Source organism: Streptomyces avermitilis MA-4680 = NBRC 14893 (assembly GCF_000009765.2).
Lineage (GTDB): Bacteria > Actinomycetota > Actinomycetes > Streptomycetales > Streptomycetaceae > Streptomyces > Streptomyces avermitilis.
In genome coordinates this window covers 1,787,374-1,800,291 of record NC_003155.5, presented here as the reverse complement: position 1 = coordinate 1,800,291, position 12,918 = coordinate 1,787,374, and the positions used below count along the sequence as shown (strand labels likewise).

At 70.4% G+C, this 12,918-nt stretch carries 9 protein-coding genes; 8 read left to right on the top strand and 1 reads right to left on the bottom strand.

Annotated features, from left to right (window positions below; all coding sequences use genetic code 11):
• The first annotated feature begins 248 nt into the window (after window positions 1-248).
• Both SAVERM_RS07760 and SAVERM_RS07755 read left to right on the top strand, forming a co-directional pair.
• Complete coding sequence (locus SAVERM_RS07760) at window positions 249-2,450, top strand: amylo-alpha-1,6-glucosidase (RefSeq protein WP_010982897.1); 2,202 nt, start codon at window positions 249-251, stop codon at window positions 2,448-2,450.
• Window positions 2,451-2,526: 76 nt separating this feature from the next.
• The gene (locus SAVERM_RS07755) at window positions 2,527-3,705 is read left to right on the top strand and encodes a glycosyltransferase family 4 protein (protein ID WP_107083178.1); all 1,179 of its coding nucleotides are present in this window, start codon (window positions 2,527-2,529) and stop codon (window positions 3,703-3,705) included.
• A gap of 44 nt (window positions 3,706-3,749) precedes the next feature.
• On the opposite strand, the gene SAVERM_RS07750 is transcribed toward SAVERM_RS07755, so the two are convergent.
• Window positions 3,750-4,739, bottom strand: coding sequence for an acetylxylan esterase (locus SAVERM_RS07750; RefSeq protein ID WP_037645981.1), 990 nt, complete (start codon window positions 4,737-4,739; stop codon window positions 3,750-3,752).
• 298 nt (window positions 4,740-5,037) lie between these two features.
• Between SAVERM_RS07750 and SAVERM_RS07745 the strand changes: the two genes are divergently transcribed.
• From SAVERM_RS07745 to SAVERM_RS07720, 6 genes are read left to right on the top strand one after another with little or no spacing between them, the layout of a single operon-like run.
• Window positions 5,038-6,036, top strand: coding sequence for an ABC transporter permease (locus tag SAVERM_RS07745; RefSeq protein ID WP_010982894.1), 999 nt, complete (start codon window positions 5,038-5,040; stop codon window positions 6,034-6,036).
• Window positions 6,030-6,956 carry a carbohydrate ABC transporter permease gene (locus tag SAVERM_RS07740; protein WP_010982893.1) on the top strand — a complete coding sequence of 309 codons (927 nt, stop codon included), beginning with the start codon at window positions 6,030-6,032 and terminating at the stop codon, window positions 6,954-6,956. The genes SAVERM_RS07745 and SAVERM_RS07740 overlap by 7 nt, the downstream gene beginning before the upstream one ends.
• Window positions 6,957-6,991: 35 nt before the next feature.
• Window positions 6,992-8,641, top strand: a complete 1,650-nt coding sequence (locus SAVERM_RS07735; RefSeq protein WP_010982892.1) for an ABC transporter substrate-binding protein — start codon at window positions 6,992-6,994, stop codon at window positions 8,639-8,641.
• Window positions 8,638-10,161, top strand: coding sequence for a GH39 family glycosyl hydrolase (locus SAVERM_RS07730; protein WP_010982891.1), 1,524 nt, complete (start codon window positions 8,638-8,640; stop codon window positions 10,159-10,161). Before SAVERM_RS07735 ends, SAVERM_RS07730 begins: the two co-directional genes overlap by 4 nt.
• Window positions 10,158-10,874 carry a YesL family protein gene (locus tag SAVERM_RS07725; protein ID WP_042492836.1) on the top strand — a complete coding sequence of 239 codons (717 nt, stop codon included), beginning with the start codon at window positions 10,158-10,160 and terminating at the stop codon, window positions 10,872-10,874. The genes SAVERM_RS07730 and SAVERM_RS07725 overlap by 4 nt, the downstream gene beginning before the upstream one ends.
• Window positions 10,871-12,907 (top strand): beta-galactosidase, encoded by a 2,037-nt coding sequence (locus tag SAVERM_RS07720; RefSeq protein ID WP_010982889.1) that lies wholly within the window; start codon window positions 10,871-10,873, stop codon window positions 12,905-12,907. The genes SAVERM_RS07725 and SAVERM_RS07720 overlap by 4 nt, the downstream gene beginning before the upstream one ends.
• The last annotated feature ends 11 nt before the right edge of the window (window positions 12,908-12,918 follow it).

The window sequence follows — 12,918 nt, the reverse complement described above, 5'->3', positions numbered from 1 at the left end:
AGCAACAATTATGAGGTGAAGAGCGCCTTTTGGCGCCGTTGCTGCAGAACTCCTCGACTCCGGCGACGACCGGCCTCGGACGATGGCTGAGGCGGCAGTGAGCCGTTATGGTTGCTCCCCATCAAGCGCGTGCCGGGGCTGAATTCCTCCGGGGACCGCCCTTGTTACGTGCGGCGATGCGACGCATGCTCGACAGGCCGAGCCGGCACAGGCGCAGTGGCCACGCAGCGCTTCGGAAAGGTACTTCAGTGATCGACTCCGCCTCCCCCGAGGTCGGCCTCCAGCCGTTTCTGCACACCAGGGTGATCTGCCTGGCCGCCCCGTCGTTCGCGCTGTCGGCCACCGACGGACAGTTGCGGGGCACCGGAGTCGACGGCTTCTACGACCAGGACCGGCGGCTGCTCCACACGCTGAGAGTGCTCGTCAACGGGCAGGAACCGGAGCCGGTCGACCACGGCCAGCAGGGTCCCCGCGAGGCCGTGTTCCGGGCGATGTGCCGACAGCCCGGCGATCCGACGTCGGCCCCCTGGCTGCTGGTCACCCGGGAACGTGCGGTGCGGCGGCCGGGAAGCGGGGAATCGGGCGACGTCATCCGGCTGCACAACGTCAACTCTCAGGAGGCGCGGTTCACCCTCTCCGTGGTGGCCGCGACCGATCTCGCCGACGTCGCCACGGTCAAGGCGGGAGCCCCGGTCGACGACGTCGGCTGCGAGCAGGTGGAGGGCGTCGCCCGAGGCGTGCGCTGGCTGTGCCCGCGGGACAAGAGCCGGGTCCTGCTCCGCGCCGAGGCCCTCACCACGTCGGCGGACGGCCGGACGGCACCGGCGGGCGGCCTGCCCAAGCCGGAGCTCCTGCTCGACCGGGAGCACCCCGGCCGTGCGGAGTTCCGCTGGCAGCTGTGCCTTCAGCCGGACGAGGAGTGGTCCGTACGCCTGTTGCTCCAGGGCAAGACCACCACCGTGGCGGGCCATCCCGTACCACCTCGGCTCGGCGTGCCCTGGCAGACCCCGGAGGTGACCGGGCACGAGCGCATGGCGGCGTTGCTGAAGAGGGGACTGGCCGATCTGGAGGCGTTGCGCCTCGCCGAGCGGAGCAGCGCCGCCGGGGAGCGTGAGGATCAGTTCGTGGCTGCCGGATGTCCCTGGTTCCTGGGTCTGTTCGGCCGCGACAGCATCTGGGCGGCCCGGATGATGCTTCCGCTCGGCACGGATCTCGCCCGCGGCACGCTGTGGACCCTGGCCCGTCGCCAGGGGGAGCGGCACGACTCGTTCACCGAGGAGGCCCCCGGACGCATCCTGCACGAACTGCGTCCGGCCGAGACACGGCACGGGGACGGCATGGTCCTGCCGGCCCGCTACTACGGCTCCGTGGACGCGACACCGCTCTTCGTCGTGCTGCTGCACGAAGCCTGGAAATGGGGTCTTCCCGAGAAAGAACTGAAGCTGCTGCTGCCCCACGCCCGGGCCGCCATGAAATGGGTGGAGGGCGCCATGGGCGGCGACCACCTGATCCGCTACGGCAAGGGCAGGGCCAACGGCCTGCTCCACCAGGGCTGGAAGGACTCTCCCGACGCGGTCCGCGACGCCGAGGGACGGCACATCGAGCCGCCCATCGCCCTGTGCGAGGTGCAGGGCTACGCTTACCAGGCGGCGATGGCGTACAGCGACATCCTCACCGCCCTCGGGGACGGGGGCGGTGAGGCCGAGCGGTGGCAGGAGCGCGCCTGCCGACTGCGCGCCGCCTTCCACCGGTCCTTCTGGATCACCGAGCCCAAGGGCCGGCGCTATCCGGCCATCGCCGTCGACGCCGAAGGGCACCCCGTCAGCGGACTGACCTCCAACATGGGGCATCTGCTGAACTCCGGGATCCTCCTCGACGACGAGGAACGCCGGCAGGTGGCCGAGGCCCTCGTCTCGGAGGAACTGCGGACGCCCTGGGGAATCCGCACCCGTTCCGCTCGGCTGCCGGGGTTCAATCCCTTCAGCTATCACGGGGGTTCGGTCTGGGCGCACGACTCGGCCATCGCGGTCCACGGGCTCGCCACCGCGGGGTTCGCCGCCGAGGCCGCGGCGCTGATCGACGGCATGCTCGACGCGGCCGCGCACTTCGACCACCAACTGCCCGAGCTCTACGCCGCCTACCCCTCACCCCGCTTCGGCCGGCCGGCCCCGTTCCCGCCGTCCTGCCGCCCCCAGGCGTGGGCAGCGGCCTCGGCCACGCTCCTCTGCTCCGCGATGCTCGGTCTCGAAGCCGACGTTCCGCGCCGCCGGCTGACGGTACGGCCGATCGCGCCCTCGCTCATGGGCCTGAATTCCCCCTACTCTGTTCGGGGGTTGAGGCTCGGTGCGGACACGGTGGACGTCCGCGTCGACACCCACGGCGGCACCGAGGTGCTCGGCATCGACGGCAAGCACTGGCACATCGCCGCCCCCGCCCCCTGCACGACCTAACGCACAGCGGTCCCCGACGAGAGGGAGACACGTGGTACGCGGCAGGCCATCGGAATCGCGGCGTTCCATCGCCCTCGTGCACTGGGCCTTTCCCCCTACGGTCGGGGGTGTCGAGTCACATCTCGCCGACTACGCCGGCCGGCTGACCCGCCGGGGATACCAGGTGACCCTGCTGACCGGTGAGGCCCGGCCGCAGCCCGTCGACCGGGTCGAGATCCTCACACATCCGCTGCTGCGGCTCGCGGAGTACCACCATGCCGCCCTGGGTGAGAACAGCCGCACGGGAAGGTGGCTGACGCCGGTCGAACAGCGTCGGGCGGCCGAACTCCACGAGTGGCTCGCCCGGGTCGTGGACGCGCGCGACATCCGAATCGTGCACGGGCACAACCTGCATCACTTCTCGCCGGTCCCCGCCCTCGCCCTCAACCGGCTTCGGGAACAGAGCGGTACGACCTTGTTGCACACGTACCACAGCGTCTGGCCCGAGGATCCGTGGACAGCGCAGTTCTGCCGTTCCTGGGACGGCCACTACGTGGTGTCCGACTACCTCGCGTTCGCCTGCCGCACTCATCTCGGCATCCGGGCCCGGCGCACCTATCTGGGGATCGCCACCGACAGGTTCCGGAGTCTGCCGCCCCCGCGGAGCGACGGCCCCCACACCGTGCTCCTGCCCGCTCGTCTCATCCCCAACAAAGGCGCCGAGCTGGCTGTCCGCATGCTCGACACACTCAGGCGGACCGGCCTGAGCGTACGGCTTGTGCTGACAAGTCCTCAGGAGGTCGTCGACTGGCACGAGGAGCAGCAGGGGTTCCTCGACCGTCTCAACCGGTTGATCGACGGCCTGGGACTGCGCCCCCACGTGGACCTGGTCCCGACCCCCAAGGAACTGATGCCACGGCTCTACGCGCGTGCCCACGTCGTCGTCTACCCCTCGGACTATCCCGAGCCCCTGGGGCTGGCGCCGCTGGAGGCGATGTCCGCCGGGCGTCCCGTCGTGGTCACCGCGACCGGCGGTCTGCCGGAGGCCGTCCTGCACGACCGGACCGGGTACGTGGTGACCCCGGGCGACCTGGAACAGCTCAGTGACCGGGTACGCCGACTGCTCCTCGACCCGGCCTTGTCGAAGCGGCTGGGGCGAGAGGGGCGCAGACACGTGGAGCGCCAGTTCAACCTCGACACGTACGTCGACAAGATGTGCGCCAACTACTCCGCCCTCCTGGACGAACGCGTCGAGGGCCTGCCGCGGATCGGGTGACCGCGGCGCGGCGGCGGGTGCCGCGCACAGTCGGCCGCCCCTCGTCAGCCGCCCAGGATGCCGTCGAGCCAAGTGAGTTGGCGGCGCACATGGACGGCGTCGCCGCCTTCGTGCTGGTTGAACGGGTAGGGGTGGATCTCCTTCAAGGGGTCGTGGCCGGTGAGTTCGGCGTAGCGGTTGTACGCGGCGTAGGCGCCGCTCGGCGGGCAGACCGTGTCGCGCAGACCGATCCCGAAGTGCGCGGGGGCGGTCGCGCGCCGGGCGAAGGAGACGCCCTCGACGTAGGAGAGGGTGCGATACGCAGCCGCCTCGGCGCCGCGGTGCACGGCGAGATAGGCGGTGATCTCACCGTACGGGGCGGCGTCGGTGAGTTCGAGGGCGCGCCGGATGCCGCACAGGAAGGGCGCGCTGACCAGTACGGCCGCGAGGTCGGGGACGAGCCCGGCGACGGCGAGAGCGAGTCCCCCGCCCTGGCTGTTGCCGACCGCCGCCACCCGTGAGCCGTCCACCCCCGGCAGCGCGCGCAGGGCGGCGACGGCGCGCACCGCGTCGGTGATCAGGCGCCGGTAGTGGTAGTCGCGCGGGTCCAGCAGTCCGCGTACGGCCGGACCCGGGCCGCTCGGTGCCGTGGCGTGCGGGTCGGGGGTGTCGCCGCCGCACCCGTACTGGTCGCCCTGGCCCCGGTTGTCCATGAGGAGATGGGCGTACCCGGCGGCCGCCCAGGTGAGCCGCTCGTGCGGGAGTCCGCGCCCGCGTCCGTACCCCGCGTACTCGACGACGGCCGGCAGCGGTCGCGGGGCTTCGGCGGGCCGGGTGTACCAGGCGCGCACCGGGTCGCCGGCGAAGCCGCGGAAGGTCACGTCCCAGGTCTCGACCAGCCGCAGGCCGCTGTCGAACGGCCGCACGGACAGGACCGGCTCGGCCTGCCCGGACTCCTTCAGGGTGGCCTGCCAGAAGGCGTCGAAATCGGCGGGCTCGTGGGGGGCGGGGCGGTGGTTCTCCAGTTCGGCCGGTGGTAGATCGAATGCGGGCACGGCACCTCGCAAGCGGTCGGGGACGGCCCGGGCCGTCCGATAGTTACGGTGGAAGGCCGGAAATTATCGGTAGACGCTGACAGGTGAACTCAGGTGTCGTACCTAGGTGTTGGAGCGTTCAAACGCCCATGCTGCCCCAATTCCACATCGTGCGGCATCCATTGACAGCGACATCAGGCGCCCCTAGGTTGCCGCTGCGTTACCGGAATTTTTATGGAACTTATCGGCCGCGTTCATACGGACGGGCCTCGTCGGACGTGCACTGCCTTTCCCTGCTCTCGCCACGGGAGGCCCGAGCATGACCAGCCCCACCGCTGTGGACCCCACGCCCGGCGCGCGGAATCCATCGCCGTCCGAGCACACTGCACCCCGGCCGCGCCGGCGGCCCGCACCCCGCCGCACCTGGCGGCAGGCGCTGCGCCGTGACTGGCAGCTGTATTCGCTGGTCGTGCTGCCGCTGCTGTTCCTGCTGGTGTTCCGCTATCTGCCGATGATCGGCAACGCCATCGCCTTCCGTCGCTTCGAACCGGGCGGCTCCATGCTGGGCGAGCGGTGGGTCGGCCTGCGCTATGTGCGCATGTTCCTGACCGATCCGACGTTCTGGCAGGTGTTCACCAACACGATGTGGCTGGGCGCGCTGACCCTGGTGTTCTGCTTCCCGGTGCCGATCGTGCTGGCGCTGTTGCTCAACGAGGTCCGCACCCGTGCGCTGAAACGTTTCGTGCAGTCGGTGTCGTACCTTCCGCACTTCCTGTCCATCGTGATCGTCGCGGGCGTCACCATGCAGATGCTCGCCACCGACGGCCCGGTCAACCATGCCCTGAAGGCGTTCGGCCAGGCGCCCGTCAGGTTCCTTCAGGAGCCCGACTGGTTCCGCGCGGTCTACGTCGGCTCGGAGATCTGGCAGACCGCGGGCTGGGGCACCATCCTCTACCTCGCCGCCCTCACCACCATCGACGAGGACCTGTACGAGGCCGCGCGCATCGACGGAGCGGGCCGCTGGAAGCAGATCTGGCACGTCGCCCTGCCCGGCATCCGCCCCACCATGATCACGCTGCTGATCCTCAACATCGGCACGTTCATGGCCGTCGGCTTCGAGAAGGTCCTGCTCCTCTACAACCCGCTGACGTATCCCACCGCCGACGTGATCTCCACGTACCTCTACCGCACCGGCGTCGAGTCCAACAGCTTCAGCTACGCCGCGGCCATCGGCCTGTTCGAAGCGGTCATCGGCCTGGTCCTGATCTTCTCCGCCAACCAGCTCTCGCGCCGCACAGTGGGGACCAGCCTGTGGTGACCCTCTCCGACGGGCGCCCGCGCCGCCCTGCCCGCCCGCGTCTCTCGGCCGGCCGGCCGTCCCGCGGCCACCGCGTCTTCCAGGCGGTCAACGGGCTGATCCTGACCGGCGTCGTGGCCGTCACGCTCTACCCGTTCGTCAACATCGTCGCCCGCTCGTTCAGCGCCGAGGACCGCATCCGGGCCGGCCAGGTGAACCTGCTCCCCGAGGGCTTCAACCTCACCACCTACAAGATCGTCCTCAAGGACGGGATGTTCTGGCGGAACTACGGCAACACGGTCCTGTACACCGTGGTCGCCACCGCCATCGCCATGGTGCTCACCACCTGCTACGCCTACGTGCTGGCCAAACCGCACCTCAAGGGCCGCGGCGCGCTCGTCGGCGTCGCCGTGTTCACCATGTTCTTCTCCGGCGGCCTGATCCCGAACTACGTACTGATCACCGGCCTCGGCATGAAGAACACGCTGTGGGCGATGGTGATCCCGAACGCGATCAGCGTCTTCAACCTCCTGGTGATGAAGGCGTTCTTCGAGAGCCTGCCGACCGAGCTGGAGGAGGCCGCGCAGATCGACGGCCTCAGCACCTACGGCATCCTGCTGCGGATCGTGCTGCCGCTGTCCAAGGCGGTCATCGCAACGATGGTGCTCTTCTACTCGGTGTCGTTCTGGAACTCCTGGTTCGGGGCCTTCCTGTACCTGGACAGGGCCGAGGAGATGCCGGTCACGGTCTATCTGCGCAACCTCATCGCGGGCGCGACCGGCGGCGAGAACGCCGGGGCGGACCTGGAACAGCTCACCCAGGTCGCGGCGAACATCCAGTCGGTGACGATCGTGCTCACCGCGCTGCCGATCCTCCTCGTGTACCCGTTCGTCCAGCGCTACTTCGTCTCCGGCGTGACGCTCGGCGCCGTCAAGGGCTGACCGCGCTCCGAACTACGGAAACAAGGGAGTCATCCGTGAAGAACACCGGACAGCTGTCCCGCAGAGGCCTGCTCGCCGTGGCCGGGTTCGCGGGCCTCGCCGCCCTGACGGGCTGCGGCAGCGGCGACGGGGAGGCGGACACGAAGGACCTCTCCAAGAAGCGGGCCGGCGCGATGAAGAACTACGGGGCGGGGGACCAGTTCAAGGCCACCAAGGCGCTCACCTTCACGATCCTGCACAACGACATGCCGACCTACCCGATGAAGCGCGACTGGCTGTTCTGGAAGGAGGTCACCGAGCGAACCGGCGTCACCCTCAAGCCGACCTCGGTCCCCGCCAGCGACTACGACAAGAAGCGAAGCCTGCTCATCGGCGCGGGCGACGCGCCGTTACTGATCCCCAAGACGTACCCGGGCCAGGAGACCGCGTTCGTGTCCTCCGGGGCCATCCTGCCGGTCAGCGAGTACGTCAGGCTCATGCCGAACTTCCGGGCGAAGGTCGAGAAGTGGGGACTCGAGGGCGACCTGGACAGCATCCGGCAGGCCGACGGCAACTACTACGTCCTGCCCGGCCTGCACGAGAAGGTCAAGTCCGGCTACTCGCTCTCCTTCCGTACGGACGTCCTGAAGAAGCACGGCCTCGACCTGCCGACCACCTGGGATCAGGTCTACGACGTGCTGAAGGCGCTCAAGGCCGCGTACCCGGACGTCTATCCGTTCTCCGACCGCTGGGGCCAGCCCACACCGGGCGGCGCGCTCCTCAACTACCTGGGACCGGCGTTCGGCACGAAGGCCGGCTGGAGCTACGCCAACACCGCCTGGGACACCAAGGCACGGAAGTACGTCTTCACCGGGGCGACGGACGAGTACCGGCAGATGCTCGAGTACCTGCGCAAGCTCGTCGCCGAGAAGCTGATGGACCCCGAGAGCTTCACCCAGTCCGACGACGACGCGGTGCGGAAGCTGCTGTCCGGGAAGTCCTTCGTCATCAGCGCCAACCCGCAGGAACTGGTGCAGAACTACCGCTACAACCTGGGTAAACAGGTCAAGGGCGCGACCATCGAGATGATCCCGGTGCCGATCGGCCCGACCGGCGAGGTGATCGTGGGCAGCCGCCTGGAGAACGGCCTGATGGTCGCCGGCAGGGCCGCCGAGGGCGACAGCTTCGTCGCCATGATGCAGTTCGTGGACTGGCTGTGGTACTCGGACGGCGGACAGGAGTTCGCCAAGTACGGCGTCGAGGGCGTCACCTACACCAGCTCGGGAGCGGGCCGCTACAAGGTCGCGGACGGCATCAGCTACATGGGCTCCGACCCCTCCGCGCCGAAGGACCTGCAGAAGGACTACGGGTTCACCAACGGCGAGTTCGCCTACGGCGGCTCCTGGGCCCTGGTGTCCTCCTCGTTCTCCCCGGACGAGAAGGCGTTCCAGGACGCCATGGCGGGACGCAAGCTCCTCCCGGTCGACCCGGCCCACCCGCTGAAGGCCGACGAGCAGGAGCAGGCGACGCTTTGGGACACGCCGCTCAAGGACCACGTCACGCAGAACACACTGAAGTTCGCCCTCGGCAAGCGCCCGATGAGCGAATGGGACGCCTACCTCGCCGAACTCAAGGCCAAGAACATGCAGCGGTACATCGACCTGCACAACACGGCGTACGAGCGCTTCAAGAAGGAGCACGGGTGATCAGCGTCCCCGCCGAGGCGACCGGACGGCTCTCCGACGCCTGGCGCGCCTGCGTCGGCACGGGCCGCATCGAACTGGCCCTGCGCCGCGACTACCAGGACTCCCTCGCGCTGCTCCAGCGCGAGATCGGCTTCCGGTACATCCGGGGGCACGGGCTGCTGTCCGACGGCATGGGCGTGTACCGGCCGTACGCGTACGAGGGGGCGCGGCGTGTGCACCACTCGTTCACCTACGTCGATCAGGTCGTCGACGCCTACCTGGGTCTGCATGTCCGCCCCTTCCTCGAACTCGGCTTCATGCCCACGGAGTTGGCGAGCGGCGACCAGACGGTCTTCTGGTGGCGCGGCAATGTCACCCCGCCCCGCTCGTACGACGAGTGGGCGCGGCTCGTGCGGGCGACGCTCACGCACCTCGTCGACCGCTACGGCATCGAGGAGGTGCGCACCTGGCCGATCGAGGTGTGGAACGAGCCGAACCTCACCGACTTCTGGCAAGGGGCCGACGAGGCCGAGTACCACCGCCTGTACGAGGTGACCGCGCGCACGGTGAAGGACGTGGACGCCTCCCTCCAGGTGGGCGGCCCGGCGATCTCGCCCGGCGCCGACGAGTGGCTGCTCCGGTTTGCCGAGTTCGCGGAGCGCCGCGAGGTCCCGGTCGACTTCGTGTCGCGGCACGCGTACACCTCGGGACCGGCCCGGCCGGTGCCCTTCGGCGCGTACCAGACCCTCGCCCCGGCGCGGCGGCTGCTCGACCAGTTCGCCCGGCCGCGCGAGCAGCTCAAGGGCACGAGATACACCGAACTCCCGGTCCACATCACCGAGTTCAACTCCTCCTACCGTCCGGACAATCCGATCCACGACACCGCGTTCCACGCCGCCTACCTGGCGCCCGTACTCGCGGCGGGCGGCGACCACGCGGACTCGTTCTCGTACTGGACGTTCAGTGACATGTTCGAGGAGTCCGGTGTGCCCACCGCGCTGTTCCACGGCGGTTTCGGGCTGCTCACCCACCGCCAGGTCAAGAAGCCCACGTACCACCTGTACGCGTTCATGGCCCGGATGGGGGAGGAACTGCTGGAGCGCGGCGACGACCATCTCGTCACCCGCCACCCCGACGGTCGGGTCACCGTACTGGCCTGGGCGCCCGTCGACGAGACCGGCCGCACACCGGGCCCGGACCGGCACACCCTGCGGCTGTCCGTGCCCGTGGGCAGGAGGCCGCGCGGCGCCGCCTTCGTCCGGCGCTCCACCGTGGACGAGGAGCACGGCAACGCGTGGACCGCGTGGCGGCACATGGGCGGCCCGCGCTCGCCCCGGCCCCACCAGATCGATCTGCTGCACGAGGCCGCCGAACCCGCCCGCAGCCATCTGCGCCTCCCCGTCGAGGACTTCCGCGCCGACCTCGGCCTCACCCTCGCCCGCCACGAGGTCACCCTGGTGGAGCTGAGCCCCGTCGAGGACGAGACACCGCCGTGGTGGGACGAGCGGCGCCTGCTGGGCTCCCCGGTGGAGCCGCGATGAGCGTCGTGGACGAAGGCCGGGCCGGCGAAACCCGAAGCCCCCGCACCCGGTCCTTCGGCGACGGCCCGCTCTCCCGTGCCGCCGCCCTGGTCCACACCCTGCTCACCGTGGAGGTGATGCTGCTCACCGCCGCGTCGCCGGGCCTCGGCGCCCTGCTCGTCCTCGGGCCCGACCCGTCCGGTCTGCCGCTCGCCGCGGCCTGTCTGCTGCCGCTGGGCCCCGCCCTCGCGGCCGCCGTGTACGCGCTGCACCACCGCGGCCGCGACCTCACCGACCTGCACCCGGCCCGCGACTACTGGCGCGGCTGGCGCCTGAACGCCCGGCCCGCCCTGAAGATCTGGACCCCGCTGCTCGCCTGGCTCACCGTCATCGCCTTCTGCCTGACCCATTTCGCCGTCGGCGGGCTGCCCGGCTGGTGGGCCGCCCTGCTGGCCGTCATCGGCCTCGGCTGCTTGCTCTGGGGCGCCCACGCCCTCGTCCTCACCTCCCTGTTCACCTTCCGCACCGCGGACACCTGTCGCCTCGCCGCGTACTTCCTGCTCCGGCACGTCAGGGCCACCCTCGGCGCCGCCTCCCTGATCGTCCTCACCACCGGCCTCACCCTGCTCGCCACCGAGGCCCTGCCCGCTCTGCTCGCCCCCCTCCTGCTGCTGTCCCTGTTGCACGCCTGCCGTCCGGTGATCACCGAAACCGAGGAGGACTTCACCGCATGACCGCGCCCGGCATCGGCAAGATCCCCTACGGCGGCGACTACAACCCGGAGCAGTGGCCCGAGGCCGTCCGGGACGACGACCACCGCCTGTTCACCCAGGCCCGGATCGACACCCTCACCGTCGGGGTGTTCGCCTGGTCCCTCACTCAACCCGCCGAGGACGCCTACGACTTCGGCGTCCTCGACGGCATCCTGGAGCGCGCCGCCGCCGAGGGCCGCCGCGTCTGCCTGGCCACCGGCACCGCCGCCCTTCCGCCGTGGCTGGCCCGCGCCCACCCCGACGTCAACCGCACCGACTTCGAGGGCCGCCGCCACCGCTACGGCCAGCGCCACAACTTCTGCCCCAGCTCACCCGCCTACAAGAGCGCGGCCACCGCCCTGGCCGGCCGGGTCGCCGAGCGCTACGCGGGCCATCCGGCGCTGCTCGCCTGGCACATCGGCAACGAGTACGGCGGCGCCTGCTACTGCGACCTGTGCGCCGAGGCCTTCCGCCGCTGGCTGCGCGAACACCACGGCGGCCTCGACGCCCTCAACGACGCCTGGTACACGGCCTACTGGTCGCACCGCTACACCGACTGGGACCAGATCGAGCCGCCCAGCGCGCTCACCGAGCACTGGCGCGGCCCCGACCACACCGCCTTCCAGGGCATCACCCTGGACTACCTGCGCTTCACCACGGACGCGCTGCTCGGCTGCTTCCTCGCCGAGAAGGAGGCGATCCGCGAGCACAGTCCCGAGACGCCCGTCACCACCAACTTCATGGGCATGTACCGCCCGCTCGACTACCACCGCTGGGCGCCCCACCTGGACTTCGCCTCCTGGGACAACTACCCGCCCCTGGACGCCCCGCCGACCTGGCCGGCGCTCGCCCACGACCTGATGCGCGGCCTCAAGGACGGCGCCCCCTTCTGGCTGATGGAGCAGGCCCCGTCCACCACGGCCTGCCGCGACGTCAACCCGCTGCGGCGCCCCGGCGAACTGCGCCTCGCGAGCTGGCAGGCCGTCGCCCACGGCGCCGACGCCGTCCTCTACTTCCAGCTGCGCGCCTCGCGTGGCGCCTGCGAGAAGTACTTCGGCGCGGTCATCGGGCACGCGGGCCGCGACGACACCCGGGTGTTCCGTGAAGTGAGCCACCTGGGAAGGGAGTTTGAGCTCCTCGGCGACACCCCGCTCGGCGCCCGCACCCCCGCCCGTACCGCCCTCCTCTTCGACTGGGACAGCTGGTGGGCCCTGGAGATCTCCGACGGCCCCTCCCGGCTTGTCCGGTACCAGGATCAGGTGCACGCCTACTACCGGGCCGCCCGCGAGGCCGGCGCCGACATCGACGTCGTACCGGTGACCGCCGGCCTCCGCGCGTACGACGTGGTGCTCGCGCCCGCCCTGCACATGGTCAAGGGTGATCTCGCCGGCCGCCTCGAAGCCGTGGCCGCACGCGGCGGCACGGTGCTCACCACCTTCCTCTCGGGCCGCGTCGACACCCACGACCGGGCCTTCCTGGCCGACGTCCCCGGCCCGCTGGCGCCGCTCATGGGCATCCGCGTCGACGAGTGGGACGCCCGCCCGGCGGACACCGCCCACCCGGTGACCCTGGGGGACGACAAAGACGTCGTGCACACGGACGCACGGCTGGTCTTCGAGATCGTCCTCCCGCGAGGCGCCGAGCCGGTTGGCACGTATCAGGCCGACTTCTACGCGGGCACCCCGGCCGTCACCCGTCACCGCTTCGGCGAACGCGGGGGCGAGGGCTGGTACGTCGCCACGGCCCTGGCACAGCCCGGCGTCGACTGGGTGGTACGCCGCGTCCTCGCCCGCCACGACCTGATCGGCCCGTACGCCGACCACCCGGCCGTGGAGACCGCCACGCGTGTCGCCCCCGACGGAACCCGCCTGCTGTTCCTCCTCAACCACGCGCCCGAACCGGCCCGCCTGACCGCCCACGCCACCGCCACCGACCTGCTGACCGGCAAGCGGTCCGAGCGGTCCGAGCCGCTCACCCTCGACCCGCTCGGCGTGGCGGTACTACGGCTTCGGTAGGGCCTCAACGG

Coding starts and splice junctions, on each gene's coding strand:
- SAVERM_RS07745 (WP_010982894.1), top strand. CDS start 5,038: ATGACCAGCCCCACCGCTGTGGACCCCACGCCCGGCGCGCGGAATCCA.
- SAVERM_RS07725 (WP_042492836.1), top strand. CDS start 10,158: ATGAGCGTCGTGGACGAAGGCCGGGCCGGCGAAACCCGAAGCCCCCGC.
- SAVERM_RS07720 (WP_010982889.1), top strand. CDS start 10,871: ATGACCGCGCCCGGCATCGGCAAGATCCCCTACGGCGGCGACTACAAC.